The 16,780-nt window shown below is 68.1% G+C and carries 14 protein-coding genes and 1 tRNA gene; 12 read left to right on the top strand and 3 right to left on the bottom strand.

Annotated features, from left to right (window positions below; translation table 11 throughout):
- Positions 1 to 4: 4 nt before the first annotated feature.
- Entirely contained in the window at positions 5 to 958 is a 954-nt protein-coding gene (locus ACPYN9_RS02275) for a metallophosphoesterase (protein WP_424463542.1), read from the bottom strand.
- A 33-nt stretch (positions 959 to 991) separates the two neighbouring features.
- Positions 992 to 3,514 (bottom strand): transglycosylase domain-containing protein, encoded by a 2,523-nt coding sequence (locus tag ACPYN9_RS02270; RefSeq protein ID WP_424463541.1) that lies wholly within the window; start codon positions 3,512 to 3,514, stop codon positions 992 to 994.
- A 98-nt stretch (positions 3,515 to 3,612) separates the two neighbouring features.
- Between ACPYN9_RS02270 and ACPYN9_RS02265 the strand changes: the two genes are divergently transcribed.
- Together ACPYN9_RS02265 and ACPYN9_RS02260 are read left to right on the top strand one after the other, a co-directional pair.
- Positions 3,613 to 3,777, top strand: a complete 165-nt coding sequence (locus ACPYN9_RS02265; RefSeq protein WP_424463539.1) for a hypothetical protein — start codon at positions 3,613 to 3,615, stop codon at positions 3,775 to 3,777.
- The gene (locus tag ACPYN9_RS02260) at positions 3,774 to 4,235 is read left to right on the top strand and encodes a RidA family protein (RefSeq protein WP_068476798.1); all 462 of its coding nucleotides are present in this window, start codon (positions 3,774 to 3,776) and stop codon (positions 4,233 to 4,235) included. The genes ACPYN9_RS02265 and ACPYN9_RS02260 overlap by 4 nt, the downstream gene beginning before the upstream one ends.
- An 85-nt stretch (positions 4,236 to 4,320) precedes the next feature.
- Here ACPYN9_RS02260 and acs read toward each other — a convergent pair whose 3' ends face one another.
- The gene (gene acs, locus ACPYN9_RS02255) at positions 4,321 to 6,288 is read right to left on the bottom strand and encodes an acetate--CoA ligase (RefSeq protein ID WP_424463537.1); all 1,968 of its coding nucleotides are present in this window, start codon (positions 6,286 to 6,288) and stop codon (positions 4,321 to 4,323) included.
- Positions 6,289 to 6,900: 612 nt separating this feature from the next.
- Between acs and ACPYN9_RS02250 the strand changes: the two genes are divergently transcribed.
- From ACPYN9_RS02250 to ACPYN9_RS02205, 10 genes are all read left to right on the top strand, one after another.
- Positions 6,901 to 8,076, top strand: coding sequence for a TadA family conjugal transfer-associated ATPase (locus ACPYN9_RS02250; RefSeq protein WP_424463536.1), 1,176 nt, complete (start codon positions 6,901 to 6,903; stop codon positions 8,074 to 8,076).
- Entirely contained in the window at positions 8,073 to 9,143 is a 1,071-nt protein-coding gene (locus tag ACPYN9_RS02245; RefSeq protein WP_424463534.1) for a type II secretion system F family protein, read from the top strand. The genes ACPYN9_RS02250 and ACPYN9_RS02245 overlap by 4 nt, the downstream gene beginning before the upstream one ends.
- 61 nt (positions 9,144 to 9,204) lie before the next feature.
- Positions 9,205 to 9,423: a DUF4244 domain-containing protein gene (locus ACPYN9_RS02240; protein WP_424463533.1), complete on the top strand. Its 219-nt coding sequence runs from the start codon at positions 9,205 to 9,207 to the stop codon at positions 9,421 to 9,423.
- Entirely contained in the window at positions 9,423 to 9,788 is a 366-nt protein-coding gene (locus tag ACPYN9_RS02235) for a TadE/TadG family type IV pilus assembly protein (RefSeq protein WP_424463736.1), read from the top strand. The genes ACPYN9_RS02240 and ACPYN9_RS02235 overlap by 1 nt, the downstream gene beginning before the upstream one ends.
- A complete protein-coding gene (locus ACPYN9_RS02230) occupies positions 9,785 to 10,135 on the top strand; it encodes an Rv3654c family TadE-like protein (RefSeq protein WP_424463531.1) in 351 nt (116 codons plus the stop codon). Before ACPYN9_RS02235 ends, ACPYN9_RS02230 begins: the two co-directional genes overlap by 4 nt.
- 169 nt (positions 10,136 to 10,304) lie before the next feature.
- Positions 10,305 to 13,169 carry a type I DNA topoisomerase gene (gene topA, locus ACPYN9_RS02225; RefSeq protein WP_424463530.1) on the top strand — a complete coding sequence of 955 codons (2,865 nt, stop codon included), beginning with the start codon at positions 10,305 to 10,307 and terminating at the stop codon, positions 13,167 to 13,169.
- Entirely contained in the window at positions 13,166 to 13,804 is a 639-nt protein-coding gene (tmk, locus tag ACPYN9_RS02220) for a dTMP kinase (RefSeq protein WP_424463528.1), read from the top strand. Before topA ends, tmk begins: the two co-directional genes overlap by 4 nt.
- A gap of 2 nt (positions 13,805 to 13,806) precedes the next feature.
- Positions 13,807 to 14,976, top strand: a complete 1,170-nt coding sequence (locus ACPYN9_RS02215) for a DNA polymerase III subunit delta' (RefSeq protein ID WP_424463527.1) — start codon at positions 13,807 to 13,809, stop codon at positions 14,974 to 14,976.
- The gene (locus tag ACPYN9_RS02210) at positions 14,973 to 16,571 is read left to right on the top strand and encodes an alpha/beta hydrolase (RefSeq protein WP_424463525.1); all 1,599 of its coding nucleotides are present in this window, start codon (positions 14,973 to 14,975) and stop codon (positions 16,569 to 16,571) included. Before ACPYN9_RS02215 ends, ACPYN9_RS02210 begins: the two co-directional genes overlap by 4 nt.
- A gap of 87 nt (positions 16,572 to 16,658) precedes the next feature.
- Positions 16,659 to 16,734: transfer RNA gene (locus ACPYN9_RS02205), tRNA-Thr, on the top strand.
- Positions 16,735 to 16,780 lie beyond the last annotated feature (46 nt).

Raw genomic sequence — 16,780 nt, 5'->3', positions numbered from 1 at the left:
GGCGTCACGATACCCGGGGTAGGAAGGTCAGGAGGGTCGCCTCCGGCGGGCACGCGAAGCGCACAGGCGCGTAGATCGACGTGCCGAGACCGGCCGAGACGTGGAGTGCGGCGCTGCGGCCGCGCGAGGTCCAGCTGCTGAGGCCCTTGACCTGCTTGCGTGGGATGTCGCAATTGGTGACGAGCGCACCGTAGCCGGGCACGCAGACCTGGCCGCCGTGCGTGTGACCCGCGAAGATCGCGTCAGCCCCGAGGTCGACGAGGCCGCTGAGCACGCGCTGGTACGGGGCGTGCGCGAGCGCGATCGTGAGGTCCCACGTCTGGCCCTCGGACGCGGTGCGCAGCGCTTCGCCGGTCGCGGCGAAGTCGTCGCCGTCGATGTGCGGGTCGTTGACACCGAAGAACCGGATGCGCCTACCCCCGACTTCCAGAACGGCCGCCATGTTGTTGAGGGGCGTCCACCCGAGGCGATTGAAGTGGCCGGTCAGGCTCTCGGTATCGAGTTTCGGGGCCTTCTTGGCGATGTGCGCCGCACGGCCGAAGTAGGTGAAGGGGTTCTTGAGCACCGGGCCGAGGTAGTCGTTGGACCCGTAGACGTGCACGGAGGGGATGCCCTCGAACGGCTCGAGCATGTGGGCGACCGTCGGGACGGCGTCGACGTGCCCGAGATTGTCGCCTGTGCCGATGATGAGGTCTGGCCGCAGGGCTGCGAGCCCTCTGACGAACTCCTGCTTCTTGCGCTGCCACGGGGCGACGTGGAAGTCGCTCAGGTGCAGCACGCGCAACGGGGCTGACCCGGGTGGCAGGATGCGGGCTTCGACGCGGCGCAATCGGAACGCCCGACGCTCGATCATGGTGCCGTAGACGGCGGTCGCCGCCCCTACCCCGAGGAGGGTGAGGGCGACGGCTCCGACCCCGGAACGTCTTCCGGAGGTCGATGTGGCGAGGGAATTCGCCATGGTGAAACTCGTTTCAGTTGGTGCGATGGCCTGCTAGGGGCCGGAAGAGACGTAGACCTGGATGGAGCCGCTGCGTTCGAGCTCGACACCGGCGGCGGGGTCGGTGCGAATCACCTGGCCGCTTGGCACGGTGGCGCTCTTCTCGGTCAGGATCGCCATGGTGCCGCTGAACCCGAGCTGCGAGAGTGTGGCTTGCGCCTGCTCCTGCGTCTGACCGGCCAGGTCTGGGGCCGCGAGCGTGTCTGATGTCGGCTGGGTGTCTGGCCCGCGCGACGGGTTGATGGTGATCGTCGTGCCTTGCGTGACCCGCGTGTTGGCGCTTGGCAGCGTGCTTGCGACCGTGCCCTCAGGCTGGTCCGATGCGACGGGGTTGCCGACGGAGACGCTGAAGCCGAGGCCCTCGAGTGAGGTCTTGGCCTCTGCGGTCGATTTGCCGGTGAGGTCCGGAACAGTGACCTGCTCGTTCTGCACCGCGCTCCCCGTCGGCTGGGGGAAGCTGTCCCCGCCGTAGACGCGCATCGCCTGGGCGATGATGTCGTTGAAGATCACGTGACGGGTCTGGCTGCCCACGGCGCGCGGGAGGTCGACGCCGTACATCGGCACCTGGCCGCTCGCGTTGCCGACCCACACCGCGAGGCCGACCTTGGTCGTGGCCCCGACCATCCAGGTCTGAAGGCCGCTGTCTGTCGTGCCCGTCTTGCCCATGAGTGGCGTGATACCGGGGTTCGAGGCGCTACCAGTTCCACCGTTCGTGACGCCCTGTAGCGCCGACGTCACGCCCGCCGCAACCTCCGGGGTCACGGCCTGATTGCAGGTCGACTTCGGGGCTTCGATGGAAGAGCCGTCGCGCAACGTGATGCTGTCGATTGCGATCGGCGAGCAGGTGACGCCGCCATTCGCGAATCCGGCCACGGCGGTCGCCATCGAGAGCGGCGCGATGGTGTTGGTACCGAGCACGGCAGCGGGGTTCGACTCGTTGACCGCTCCGTCGGCGCGGTGCGCGCCCATGGCCATGGCTGTGTCGCGAATGCGGCACTGGTCGAGCTGCTCGGCCATCGCCACGTACGCCGTGTTGATCGAGGACGACGTCGCCTGCCTGACCGAGACGTTGTTGACTTTCTGGCCGCCGTCGTTCGTTGGCGACCAGGAGCCGCCGTCGGCGCCGAGGCAGGAGTTCTGGAAGTTGATGAGGTTGAACGCGCGGTCCTTGCCGTTGACGGAGGCGTTCAAGGATTTGCCCGACGCCAGCCATTCGGCGAGCGTGAACATCTTGTAGGTCGACCCGACCTGGAAGCCCGTCGAACCACCGAAGTCGTAGTCGGTGTTGTAGTTGACCGACGTGTAGCCCGGTTGCGCGGCCAGCTCCTCGGTGTCACCGAAGGCGGTGTTCTGGACCATCATCAGCACTCGGCCCGTGCCCTCTTCGACCATCGACGCCGCGGAGCCCATGTCCATGCCGTCGACGTAGGCGGGCACCGCCGAGGCCATCGTGGCCTGGCCCTGCGCCTGCATGTCGAGGTCGAGGGTGGTGTGGATCTGGTAGCCCTTGGTCTGGAAGTTGAACTGGCGTTCCTCGTAGGTCTCGCCGAAGGCCGGATCCTGCACCATGATGAGGCGCACGTAGTCGCAGAAGTACTGGGCGTTGCCCTCGGCGGCGCCGCAGCCGTGCCGCGGCTCGGTTGGGCGTGGCTCGACGGGCGTCGCGATCGTGGCCTCGTAGGTGGCCTGGTCGATCGCGCCCTCCTCCATCATGCGCATGAGTATGTAGTCGCGGCGGACCTTGTTGGCCTCGATGTTTTCGGGCACGTCGAGGCGGTACGCGTTCGGCTCCTGCACGATGGCGATGAGGCTCGCGGATTCCTGCAGGTTCAGGTCGAGCGCCGACTTGCCGAAGTAGCGCTGGGCTGCCGACTCGATGCCGTAGGTGGTGCCGCCGAAGAGCGCGATGTTCAGGTAGCCCTGCAGGATCTCGTCTTTGGAGAACTGCTTCTCGACGCCGATCGCGAGCCGCATCTCTTGCAGCTTGCGGCCCGTCGTGGTCTCGGTCGCCTCGAGGTAGGCCTTGTCGCGTTCCTCTTCGTTGGGGATCGCCTCGGCCGTCTGCACTCGGACGTTGCGGACGTACTGCATGGTGATCGTGGATGCGCCTGCCGCGCCGTCCCCGATGACCGACTGTGCGAGGGCGCGGGCGGCGGAGATGACATCGACGCCACCGTGCTCGCGGAAGCGGGGATCCTCCACAGAGATCGCGGCGGCCGCGACGTACGGGGAGATCTGGTCGAGCGAAACCTCTTCGCGGTTCTGGTTGTAGAACTCGGCGAACTTCTGGCCGTTGGCGGCGTACAGCTCGGTCTTCTGCTGCAGGGAGCCGATCTCGAGGTACGTCGGCAGGTTCTCGAACAGCGAGATGGTGCTGTTCGCGGCCACACCGGTGACCGCGATAAGTGGAGTGATCATGGCCGTGACGAGCACGCCCGCGACTCCGCTCATCCCCAGCAGCCCTAGGAGGCCACCCAGAATGTTGCGTTTGGGCGCCCCTGGATTCGTGACAGACATAGGATCAAGGGTAAGTCACACCCGCTTACGGCGTCTCCAGGAGTGTTCAATGAGAACTCCATGAAGCGCCTGAGCGCTCACCGCACAGGAGGACGTCCATGCAGAAGTGGGAATATTTCATCACCCCGCTCCCGTTGCACACCCCCACTGTCATCCTCAACAACTGGGGTGCTCAGGGCTGGGAGCTGGTGCAGGTTTCCACGAACGCCGAGGGCGGATCCGTCGCCTACATGAAGCGTCCGGTCGCGGGGGAGCAGGCATGAGCCAGGTCGAAGAACGCCTCGGCGCCATGGGTCTCGCGGTGCCACCCGTCGCCGCACCGGTTGCCGCCTATGTGCCAGCCGTCGAGCACGGCGGACTCGTCTACACCTCCGGCCAGCTGCCATTCATCGAGGGTGCGCTCCCCGAGACGGGCAAGGTCGGTGCCGAGGTCCCACGCGACGACGCGATCGAGTTCGCGGCGTTCGCCGGCCTCAACGCCCTCGCGGCGATCAAGTCGGTCATCGGCGACCTCGACCGCGTCACGCGCGTCGTGAAGGTCACTGTCTACGTGGCATCCGCTCCCGACTTCACCGAGCAGCCGCTCGTCGCCAACGGCGTCTCCGAAATGCTCGGCCTCGCGTTCGGCGATGCGGGCACGCATGTGCGCGCCGCCGTGGGCGTCGCCGTCCTCCCGCTCGACTCCCCGGTGGAGGTCGACCTCATCGTCGCCTACGAGTAGTCATCCGCGCATCCGCGCATCCGCGCAGACCGAAGCCCTGCACCTCCCTCTCGAGGGATGCAGGGCTTCGTTCATCTCTGGAAGGTCAGTCGTCGTCGGCGCTCCCGGAGGCGACTCCGGCCGAGATCGCGGACATGACCGATGCGTCCGTGAGCGTCGTCGTATCGCCAACCGCCTTGCCGTCCGCCACGTCACGCAGCAAGCGACGCATGATCTTGCCCGAACGCGTCTTCGGCAGCTCCGCCACGACGTACACCTGTCGCGGCCTGGCGATCGCGCCGATCTTCGACGACACGTGCGAGCGCAGCACCTGCGGCGCATCCGACGCCTCGATCTCCGCCTTCTTGCTCTCCTTGAGCACGACGAAGGCCACGACCGCCTGTCCGGTGGTGTCATCGCTGGCCCCGACGACCGCTGACTCTGCGACGAACGGGTGGTCGACGAGTGCCGACTCGATCTCCGTCGTCGAGAGGCGGTGCCCCGAGACGTTCATGACATCGTCGACGCGGCCAAGGAGCCACAGGTGGCCATCTTTGTCGACCCCGGCACCGTCGCCCGCGAAGTAGCGCCCCGGGAACTGCGACCAGTAGGTCTCGATGTAGCGTTCGCGATCGCCGTAGATGCCGCGCGCCATCGACGGCCACGGCTCGGTGATCGTCAGCAGCCCCATCTCGCCCGGGTTCACGCGCTCGCCCTGGTCGTCGACCACCTCGACGACCACCCCGGGCACCGGCACCTGCGCGGCCCCGGGCTTCAGCGCGACCTGGCTCGGGATCGCCGAGATCATGATGGCCCCCGTCTCAGTCTGCCACCAGGTGTCGACCACCGGCACCCGGTTGCCGCCGATGACCTCGCGGTACCAGGCCCAGGCTTCGGGGTTGATGGGCTCGCCCACCGAGCCCAGCAGGCGGATGGAGGAGAGGTCGTACTTTGCGGGGATCTGACGGCCGGACTTCATGTACCCGCGGATCGCCGTCGGGGCGGTGTAGAAGATCGTGACCCCGTAGCGTTGGATGATGTCGAACCAGCGGCCCAGATCCGGGGTGTCGTGGGTGCCCTCGTACATGACCTGCGTCGCGCCGTTCGCGAGGGGGCCGTAGACGAAGTAGCTGTGCCCGGTCACCCAGCCCACGTCGGCGGAGCACCAGTACACGTCCTGTTCCGGCTTCAGGTCGAAGATCGTGCGGTGCGTGAAGGACGTCTGGGTGAGGTAGCCGCCGGTTGTGTGCAGCAGCCCCTTGGGCTTTCCGGTCGTGCCGGAGGTGTAGAGGATGAAGAGCGGATGCTCGGCGGGGAACGGCTTCGCGACATGCTCGTCGCTCACCTGTGCGATCTCCTCGTGCCACCACAGGTCCCGTCCTGGGGTGAGGGTCGGCTCGTTCTCGGCACGGCGGACGACGAGGACGTGTTCCACGGTGTGCCCGTCGGCTTCGAGTGCCGCATCCACCGTCTCCTTGAGCGGGAAGATGCGGCCCTTCCGGATGCTGCCATCGCTGGTGATGACGAGCTTCGCGTTCGCGTCGTCGACTCTGCTGCGGATGGAGTCGGCGCTGAAACCGCCAAAGATGACGGAGTGCACCGCGCCGATTCGCGCACAGGCGAGCATGGCCACGACGGTCTCCGGGATCATCGGCATGTAGATCGCGACGACGTCGCCCGCTGTGACTCCGAGGCTCTCGAGGAGGTTCGCGGCGCGCTTGACGTCTCCGAGGAGGTCGGCGTAGGTGATGGTTCGCGTGTCGCCCGGCTCGCCCTCCCAGTGGATCGCGACGCGGTCACCGTTGCCGGCGAGCACGTGGCGGTCGACGCAGTTGTAGCTCGCGTTGAGGGTGCCGTCGCCGAACCACTTCGCGAACGGGGCATCGCTCCAGTCGAGCACCTCGGTGAACGGGGTCGCCCAGTGCAGTTGCCTCGCCTGGTCGGCCCAGAACTCGAGGCGGTCCTCTTCCGCGCGGGCCGCGAGGTCTGCTGGCACGGGGGAGGATGAGGTGAAGTCTTCGCTGGGCGGGAAGGTCTCGAGGTCTTCCAGAAGGTGTTCGATCTTGTCAGCCACCACAGATCCTTTCGCGTCGTTGCGATGCTGGGCCGCCTCGTTGCGGCGCAGTGTGCCAGAAGTCTACGGAGCGTAGGCGTGCGCTGGCTCCCACCTTTCGGGGGGAGTGCCGTCGGATTTCGTGCCCGGTGTTCGCGCCCGAGGAGGGCGAAGTGAACCGAGGAATGTGCCACAACAGCGGCAGACTGTGCCAAGGAGGCGGCCGTTTCCCCGGCGTGTCGAGGGTGAAATGTCAGGCAGGAACCGTGATTCCATGCGGAAGTGCGGCCTGGGTCGAACTTTTTTCGATTCCGGGGCACGTGGATACTTTTCCGGACGAAATATGCACTAGCATGGACATCGATGGTTTCGCTCTCTGTCGCAATTATCGTTGCTCTGCAGCAATCAACCCCCCCTGAACGCTGCATGAGCTGAGGCGCTCGGATATCCCCCTGTCCGGGCGCCTCTTCGTTAACACGATTCCCGTGTCGATGCAGGGCGCGCATCCGCTCGCAGGCAGGCCCCACCCGCACTGCGCGCTCACTCCGGTGTCGACAGACCTGTGCACAGCGCTTCTCCACAATCGCGACTGTTGATGCGCCGGCGCCTGGTCGGCGTTCCTACGCTTCCCGCATGTCCTTCGACTCAGCTCCCGTTCCGGCGCCCGGCCGCCGGTTTGTCGCCCGCCCGGCAGCCCAGCGCGCGGCGACCCTGACCCTGCCGCCGCGATCGGCGAATGGCGTGGAGGGAGCTCCACGCTCTCAGCGGTCGCTGACGCGAGGACAGGCGGAGGCCTTCGGCCCACTGGCCGCGTACGTCGCCGACGGCGAGGTCACCGATCTGTTCGTCAATGGGACTGACGGGCTGTATATCGACCGAGGCCGTGGTGCGGAGCGGGAGGACTCGTGGCTGGCACCGAGCGAGCGCGCGCTCCGGGAGCTCGCCGTTCGGATCGTCGCGGCCGGCGGGCGGCACCTCGATGAGGCGGCACCCTGCGTCGACGTGCGCATCGCCGACGGCATCCGGGTGCACGCCGTGCTGCCGCCGGTCTCGATCTCGGGCACGCTCCTTTCCATCAGGGCGCCGAGGGTGCGCCAACTCACACTCGAGCAGCTCGATCGGCAGGCGTTCTTCGCCCCCGGCGCGGAGGAGCTCGTCCGCGAAGCGGTCCGCGCTCGCGCGAACGTGCTCGTGACCGGGGCGGGCGGCAGCGGCAAGACCACGTTCCTCGCCGCCATGCTCTCGGAGGCGGACCCGCGTGACCGCATCATCGTGATCGAAGACGTGGCCGAGCTGCGCATCGCCCACCCGCACGTCGTCTCGCTCGAGGCGCGACAGGCGAACATCGAAGGCGCGGGGAGCGTCCCGCTCGAGCGGCTCGTTCGGGAGTCGCTGCGGATGCGCCCGGACCGGCTCGTGCTCGGTGAGTGCCGCGGCGCGGAGTTGCGTGAGCTGCTCGCGGCGCTCAACACCGGGCACGACGGTGGCGCGGGCACGCTGCACGCAAACTCGCTGGCCGACGTCCCCTCACGGCTGGAGGCACTCGGCGCGCTCGCCGACATGCCCCAGGAGGCCGTCGCCCGGCAGACGGTGAGTGCCATCGACCTCGTCATGCACGTCGAACGCACTTCCTCCGGGCATCGGCGCCTTGCGGACATCGGGGAGTTCCGCCTGGACGACGCCGGGCGGCTCACGGTCGTCTCGGTGCGACGGCGCGACCCCGAACAGGCGCAGAACGTCACGAAGCTCTCGCATGCCGTCACCGGCGGGCCAGCCGGGGCGGAACTCAGAGAGCCTGGTCGGCGATGACACGGCGCGGCGCCGACGAGGCCGAGCACGCTGCGGCGGTCATCGAGCGCTTGGCGGCGCTGCTCGCCGGTGGCGCGACCCCGGCCTCCGCGTGGCAGCATGTCGCGGGCTTCGGCGCGGCGGAGGATGCTCGAGACACAGGCCGCCGCCCGTCCGGACAGACCGCGGCCAGGGTTTTTCGAACGCTCCGCTTGCGCCTCTCGCCCCGGTTTCGCGGATCGCCACCAGAGCTCGAACCCGTCGAGATGAGCGTGGCCAGAGGCATGCGCGCGGGTCAGTCCGCCGGAGCGATCCTCGTGCACCGGCACGAGCTCAGCTGGCGGGCGCTCGGGTGTGCCTGGGCGCTCGCGGAACGCACCGGGGCGCCGCTCGCCCAGGGGCTCTCCGATCTGGCGCAGACGTTTCGCGACTTCGGCGCTTCCGAACGGGAGGTCGAGCTCGCGCTCGCTGGACCGAGCAGTGCGGCACGCCTCGTCATGGCGCTCCCCGCTGTCGGGGTCCTGCTCGGCGTCGCCCTGGGGTTCGACAGTCTCGGGGTGCTGTTCGGATCGGCGGTCGGAGCGTTCTGTCTCCTGGCGGGTCTCGTGCTCTTGGCCATCGCGCACATCTGGAACCGTGGGCTCATCGCCTCCGCCTCCAACCGAGAGCAGCTCCCCGGGTTCGCGCTCGACTTGACGGCGCTCGGCATGCTCGGCGGAGCATCCGCGACCGCAGTGCGCGGTCAGGTCGATCTGGCGCTTCAGCGCGCAGGCCTCGACGGTCGTGGCACGCCCGGGCCTCAGCGGCTGGCCGGGAACCGGGCCACGACTGGCGCCCCGACCGCGGACCGTCGGGTCGAGCGCGTGCTCACCTTGGCCAGAGAGGCCGGTGTTCCGGCGGCTTCACTGCTTCGCAGCGAAGCCGCCCTCGCTCGACGCGAGGCGAGGGCTGCAGCGGCCAGAAGCGCGGCCGAGCTCGGCGTGCGCCTCATGCTGCCGCTCGGCCTCTGCGTGCTCCCCTCGTTCCTGCTCCTCGGCGTCGCACCGCTCATCCTCGCCGTCATCACCCAGACGGTCTCGCGGCTCTGAACCGCTCCCAAACGCTCGTGCCGAACCCGAACGGACAACTCGCAATAAGAGAGGTACACCCATGACTCAGATCCATCGTCTCGCCCACCGATCAGAGGCGCTGCTGGCCGGTCTCCACCGGCGGCTCCGCCGAGACGAGGGGGCGGCGACCGCCGAGTACGCGATCGCGACCATGGCCGCAGTCGCCTTCGCCGGACTGCTCGTCGTCATCATGCAGAGCGACGAGGTGCGAGGGCTGCTCGAGAACATCATTCGCACGGCGCTCACCGTGGACGAGTGATGCGTCGGGTGCAGCGGTGGCGGTCGCTCGCGAGCTCAGCGCGGGGCTCGGCAACGGCAGAGGTCGCCATCGTCGCACCCGCCGTCGTCCTGCTCCTCGCCTTCTGCCTCGCAGGCCTGCAGGGGGTTGTCCTGCAGGTGCGGCTTCAGGATGCGGTCGCCGACGCGGCGAGGCTCGTTGCGCGCGGTGAGGGCGAGGAGCTTGCTCGGGAGCACCTGCTCGCCCTCGCCCCGACGGCCCAACTCGAGTTCTCGCGCCCAGCTGGCCTCATCTGCGTGCGTGCATCCACACCCTTGGCGCTCGGCGAGCGAGAACTGCCGGTCGACGCCGCTGCCCGGGCCTGTGCGCTCGACGGGGGGCGATGAAGGCGCGGGCGCTGGCGGGAGAACGCGGAGCGGGAGGAGTCGCCATGCTCGCCGTCGCGCTGCTGCTCCTCGCAGCGACGATCGGGGCGGTCGGCGTGCTCGCCGCGTTCCCCGCGAGGCAGGCCGCGCACGCTGCGGCCGATGCAGCAGCGCTCGCCGCCGCCGACGTCGCCTCCGGTCTCAGCGCAGGCGAACCGTGCGACGAAGCCGCCCGTCTCGCGCACGCGAACGGGGCGTCTCTCGAGGCGTGCACGATCATCGGCCGTGAGGCCGTTGTGCGAGTTCGTGTAGAGTCCGGCCCGTTCGTCTTTTCGGAACCGTCGAGGGCAGGACCGCCGCCGGACTGAGAAGGCGTGGTGCGGAGCCACCAGCAGTTGGAGGCCTTCCGTCCAGCCAGCCGTCCACAAATCGGCCCGTCCATATAATGGGCGCCGACGGGTGGCAACAGCCCCCCACATCACTCCGGTCAGCCGGAACCGTCGTGCGAGAGCACGCAGACCCATCCAAGGAACGCTTGTGTCAGGCAGCAACACACTGGTCATCGTCGAGTCGCCGACCAAAGTGAAGAGCATCTCGCAGTATCTCGGTGATGACTACACCGTGCTCGCCTCCGTCGGACACATCCGCGACCTCATCGAGCCCAAGAACCTTCCGCCGGAGCTCAAGAAGGGCTCCCTCGGCAAGTTCAGCGTCGACGTCGACAACGGGTTCGAGCCCTACTACGTGGTGTCCGACCAGAAGAAGAAGACGGTCGCGGAGCTCAAGCGAGCGCTGAAGGACGCCGACGAACTCATTCTCGCAACTGATGAGGACCGCGAAGGGGAAGCCATCGCCTGGCACCTGCTGCAGGTGCTCCAGCCGAAGGTCCCCGTCAAGCGCATGGTCTTCCACGAGATCACCCGCGAGGCCATCGAGGCCGCGAAGGACCGCACCCGCGACATCGACGTGCACCTCGTCGACGCGCAGGAGACGAGGAGAATCCTCGACCGGCTCTACGGTTACGAAGTCTCGCCCGTGCTCTGGCGCAAAGTCGGCCCCGGGCTCTCGGCCGGCCGCGTGCAGTCCGCCGCAACCCGCCTCATCGTCGACCGCGAACGCGAACGACTCGCGTTCGTGAAGGCGAGCTACTGGGGCGTCGAAGCGCGGTTCGCCCCCGAGGCAGGTCAGGACGGTTCGGCGTTCGTCGCCCGCCTGACGAAGCTCGACGGAGAACGCGTTGCTACCGGTCGCGACTTCGACGACCACGGTGTCCTGAAGAACAACTCCGTGATCCTCGGCGAGGCCGAGGCGACGACCCTCACGGTGCAGCTCACCGCGGGCACCGTACCCGTCACGGTCTCCTCGGTCGAGTCGAAGCCGTACACGCGTCGCCCCGCCGCGCCCTTCACGACCTCGACGTTGCAGCAGGAAGCGGCGCGAAAGCTTCGCTTCACCGCACGGCAGACGATGAGCGTCGCCCAATCGCTGTACGAGAACGGCTACATCACGTACATGCGTACGGACTCGTCCTCGCTCTCCTCGCAAGCCTTGAACGCTGCCCGCACCCAGGCCGCCAAGCTCTACGGCGCCGAGACGGTGCCGGCCTCGCCCCGCCTGTACGGTTCGAAGTCGAAAAACGCCCAAGAGGCCCACGAAGCCGTCAGGCCAGCCGGATCGACGTTCGCGCTCCCGAGCGAGCTGCGGCCCAAGCTGAGCCCGAACGACTTCAAGCTCTACGACCTCATCTGGAAGCGCACGATCGCGTCGCAGATGGCCGACGCGAAGGGACAGACCGCGACCGTCACGATCGACGCGTCGCCCGTCGACGTCTCCGACGCCCAGGGCACGGTCACGAGCCGCGCTGCCGAGTTCCAGGCGTCAGGCACCGTCATCACCTTCCGCGGGTTCCTCGCCGCGTACGAGGAAGGCAAAGACGAGGCACGCGACGACTCGGCGACGGCAGAGGCCAAGCTGCCACCGCTCACCAAGGGGCAGAAGCTGGACGCGGAGACGGCAGATGCGAAGAGCCACGAGACGAGCCCGCCGCCGCGCTACACCGAGGCCAGCCTCGTCAAGACCCTGGACGAGCTCGGCATCGGTCGCCCCTCGACCTACGCATCCATCATCTCCACGATCATCGACCGCGGCTACGTCGCTCCCCGCGGCAGCGCGCTCGTTCCCAGCTGGACCGCCTTCTCGGTTGTGCGACTCCTCGAGGAGCACTTCCACGATCTCGTCGAGTACAACTTCACGGCGCAGATGGAAGGCGACCTCGACCGCATCGCGGCCGGCTCCGAGCAGCGCAATGACTGGCTGCAGGGGTTCTACTTCGGAACGGAAGACCACAAGGGCCTCCGCGGGGTCATCGACAACCTCGGCGAGATCGACGCCCGCGAGATCAACTCGACCCCGCTCGCGGACGGCATCGTGCTCCGCATCGGGCGCTACGGCCCGTACCTCGAGGTCGCGCCCGAGACAGAAGGCGCGACCCCGCGCCGCGTCAACGTGCCGGAAGACCTCGCGCCAGACGAGCTGACAGCCGAGAAGGCTGTCGAACTCGTCGAGGCACCCGTCCAGACCGACCGGGTCCTCGGCGTCGTCCCGGAGACCGGCAAGCGCATCGTTGTGAAGGACGGTCGCTTCGGCCCGTACGTGACCGAGGCTCCGTCGGAGGCTGAGGAAGCGGCCGCGGAGGCTGAGGCGAAGGCGAAGGCGTTGGCTGAGGAGGCCGAGGCCAAGGCCGCCGCAGCCGAAGGGCGCCCCGTCAAGAAGCCGCGTGCGAAGAAGGCCGCGGCGGCGGAGAAGCCCCGCACGGCGTCGCTGTTCAAGTCGATGCTCCCCGAGCAGGTCACGTACGAGCAGGCCATCGGGCTGCTCGAGCTGCCGCGCGTCGTCGGCGCCGACGCCGAGACTGGTGCTGAGATCACCGCGCAGAACGGCCGATACGGGCCCTACCTGAAGAAGGGGACCGAGACGCGGTCGCTCACCAGCGAGGACGAGATCTTCACGGTGACGCTCGAGGCCGCCCAGGAGCTGTTCGCCCAGCCGAAGTACGGTGCGCGCACCACCAAGGCGGCGATCAAGGAGTTCGAGGCCGACCCGGTGAGCGGCAAGCCGATCAAGATCAAGGACGGCCGCTTCGGCCCGTATGTGACCGATGGCGAGACGAACGTGACGGTGCCGCGGGGCGCGAACCCCGAGGAGGTCACCTTCGAGGAGGCCGTGCAGATGCTCGCCGACAAGCGCGCCAAGGGGCCGGTGAAGCGCAAGCCTGCAGCGAAGAAGCCCGCTGCGAAGAAGCCGGCCGCGAAGAAGCCCGCCGCGGCGAAGGCTGCAGCCACCAAGACGACCGCAGCGAAGAAGCCGGCGGCTCAGGCGAGCGAGGCAGCAACGACCGAATGACGGGCCTCTTCATCACGCTCGAAGGCGGCGACGGCGCGGGCAAATCGACCCACTCTGGGCTGCTCGAGAGCTGGCTGACGTCGCTCGGCCACTCCGTGGTGCGCACGCGCGAACCCGGTGGGACCGACCTCGGGGACGACATCCGCGAGCTGGTGCTGCACCGCAAGGGGCACATGGATGCACGCGCCGAGGCGCTCCTGTACGCCGCTGACCGCGCCCACCACATCGCGACCGTCGTTCGCCCGGCGCTCGTGCGCGGCGATATCGTCGTGCAGGATCGCTACCTCGACTCCTCCGTCGCCTACCAGGGCACCGGGCGTGAGCTCGGCGCCGACGAGGTGAGAGATCTCTCGCTGTGGGCCGCGCGCGGGCTCCTCCCCGACCTCACGGTGCTCTTCGACCTCGACCCAGACGAGGGTCGCAGGCGCATCGGCGCCACACGAGGCACCTACGACCGGCTTGAGGCCGAGTCGAAGGCGTTCCACGACTCCGTTCGCTCCGCCTTCCTCCGCCTCGCGGCGGCCGAGCCTCACCGGTTCCTCGTGATCGACGCGACGCAGCCGCGCGAGCATGTGGCCGAACGCATCCGCTCGCGCGTCGCCGAGCTCCTCGAGCGGCAGCCGGCAGGCGAGTAATCGTGACCGTCTGGGACGACCTCTCCGGTCAAGACGACGCGATCGCCCTGTTCTCGAGCGCGGCGAAAGCCTCCAAGCGCGGGGTCGTCGACACGAGCAGCATGACCAACTCGTGGCTCATCACCGGGCCTCCCGGCTCAGGCCGCAGCACCATGGGGTACGCCTTCGCGGCAGCACTCCTGTGCCCCAACGACGGATGCGGCGTCTGCCCGTCCTGCGTGCAAGTCCGCGCGCGCTCACACCCCGACCTCACGGCCGTCGTCACCGAAACCGTGCAGCTCGACATCAAGACCGCGCGCGAGCTCGTCGAACGCGCATCTATGTCGCCCATGACCGGTCGCTACCGCGTCATCATCGTCGAAGACGCGGACCGCATGGTCGCCCGTACCTCCAACACGCTCCTCAAGGCGATCGAGGAGCCGCCGGAGTCGACGGTCTGGGTGCTCTGTGCGCCGAGCGAGGCAGATCTGCTGCCCACCATCCGGTCCCGAGTCCGCAGCGTTCGGCTGCGGGTGCCAGAAGTCCGCGATGTGGCCGGGCTGCTGGTGCGCCGCGACGGCATCGCACCGGAGGTTGCCCTGCGCGCAGCCCGCGAGGCGCAGAGTCACGTGGGCATGGCCAAGCGCCTCGCGACGAGCGAGGAAGCCTGGGGGCGCCGCGACGCGTCACTCGACGGGCTCCTCGACATCCGAACGACCGGCGACGCCGTCCGAAAAGCCGCCCAGCTCGTCGCAATCGCCGACGAGGATGCGACCGCCAACGCGGCCGACCGGGACGAGAAAGAACGGGCCGCCGCGTTCCGCTCGCTCGGTCTCACCCCGGGGCAGGCCGTGCCGCGGCAGTTGCGCGGCCAAATCCGGGAGCTCGAAGAGCACCAGAAACGCAGAGCCAAGCGCGGTCAGGTCGATGCGATCGACCGCATCCTCACCGATGCGGTCTCCCTGCTGCGCGACCTGCTCATGCTGCAGCTGGCGCTGCCGGTCGAGCTCGTCAACGAGCATCGAAGGACCGAACTCGAGGCCGCGACCACCTCGCGGAGCGCCGACGACGTGCTCACGAGCATCGACGCCGTCAGCAGCGCCAGGGCGCGACTCGCCGCAAACGTACCGGTCGCGCTGGTTCTGGAGGCATTCTTGATCAGCTGGACGCCCAAGCAGCAGGGAGCATCATGAGCACACCGACCACCCGCCGCCGTGCTCCAGGTCGGAGCATCGGTGCCGCGATCCTCACCGGTGCGGTCATCTTCGCGCTCAGCGGATGCACGCTCATCACGACGCTCGCGGGTGGCGGTTCCACGGGCGGCGCCGACCCCCAGGGCGACGTCGACGTCATCCCCTCGGGCCTCGAGCCGAGCATCCAGGCGTTCTACGAACAGGATCTCGACTGGGATGCCTGCGGCAACGGGCGAGAGTGCGCGACTGCCGAGGCACCCATGAACTGGGAGGACGGCGCCTCCGAGAAGATCGAGCTCGCCATGGTGAAGGTGCCCGCGGCGAGCGGCGACCCCCTCGGCACGATCTTCACGAACCCCGGCGGCCCCGGCGCATCCGGCGTCTCCTTCGTGCGTGACAGCGCCGAGTACGTGTTCACCCCTGAGCTGCTCGAGGACTTCGACATCGTGGGATGGGACCCCCGCGGCGTCGGGGAATCGAGCGCCGTCGACTGCCGCGACGACGCAGGCATGGATGAATGGTTCTACGGCGTCGATGAGAGCCTCGACGCCGACACCGCGACCGACGAGCAGATCATCGCGGCGGTCACCGCCAACTCGAAGGAGTTCGCCGACGACTGCCTCGAGAACACGGGGGCGTTGCTCGAGTTCGTGGACACGAAGAGCACCGTGAAGGACCTCGACATGATGCGCGCGCTGGTCGGCGACCCGAAGGTCAATTACTTCGGCTTCTCGTACGGCACCGACATTGGCGCCCAGTACATCGACATGTTCCCGGAGACCGTGGGCAGGGTCGTGCTCGACGGCGCCACGGACCCGACGCTGTCGACGTTCGAGGTTGTCCTCGCACAGCAGGGGGCATTCGGCGAAGCAACTCGCACCTACCTCGAGGATTGCCTCACGACGACCGCCTGCCCCTTCACCGGCAGCGTTGACGACGCCATCGCGAAGATCAACGCGATCATGGCCGAGGCTGACGACAACCTCCCGGTGAACGCCGACGGACGGAAGCTGACGAGCGGCGTCATTGACACCGCCATCAGCTCAGCCCTCTACAACGACCAGAGCTGGCCCTACCTGAGCGACGCCTTCGCCGCCTACGAGACCGCGGGCGACCCGGCGGGCTTCTTCGCGCTCAGCGACTCCTACTACGGTCGCGGGCCCGACGGCACGTACGCCGACAACATGTTCGAGGCCTTCACCGCGATCAACTGCCTCGACTACCCCGTCGAGACCGACCCGGCGAAGATCGCCGACTTCAACCGCCAGATCGCTGAATCGACCCCCATCGGCATCCCTGGTCCCGAGGCGCTCGGCGACACAACCTGCCAGCAGTGGGCGTTCCCCTCGACCAACGAGCTCGCCCCGGTCACGGGTGCGGGCGCGGACCCGGTGCTGGTCATCGGCACGACCGGCGACCCCGCGACGCCCTACGCGTGGGCTGAGGCCGTGACCGAGCAGCTCGAGTCGGCAGTGCTCGTCACCTTCGAGGGGGAGGGGCACCTCGCGTACACGCAGGGCGACAGCTGCATCACGGGCGCCGTCGACGCCTACTTCATCGACGGAACCGTGCCAGCCGAGGGGCTTGTCTGCTGACCCCGACACCCCGATGTGCACTTGAGCAAAGTGTGCGTTATGCTTTGGTGTCGAGTTCAGCGCCTGAGGGAGTTGAACTGCAGGCAGGCCGCCTTAGCTCAGTCGGCAGAGCGATTCACTCGTAATGAATAGGTCGCGAGTTCGATTCTCGCAGGCGGCCCCACAGCCCCTCCGCACTTCGGTGCGGAGGGGCTTTTGTCATTCCCCTG

It is taken from the genome of Pseudoclavibacter helvolus (assembly GCF_049707175.1).
GTDB classification, from domain to species: Bacteria; Actinomycetota; Actinomycetes; order Actinomycetales; family Microbacteriaceae; genus Pseudoclavibacter; species Pseudoclavibacter helvolus_A.
Note: the sequence above shows the minus strand (reverse complement) of the source record. Positions and strands in the feature narration are given on the sequence as shown.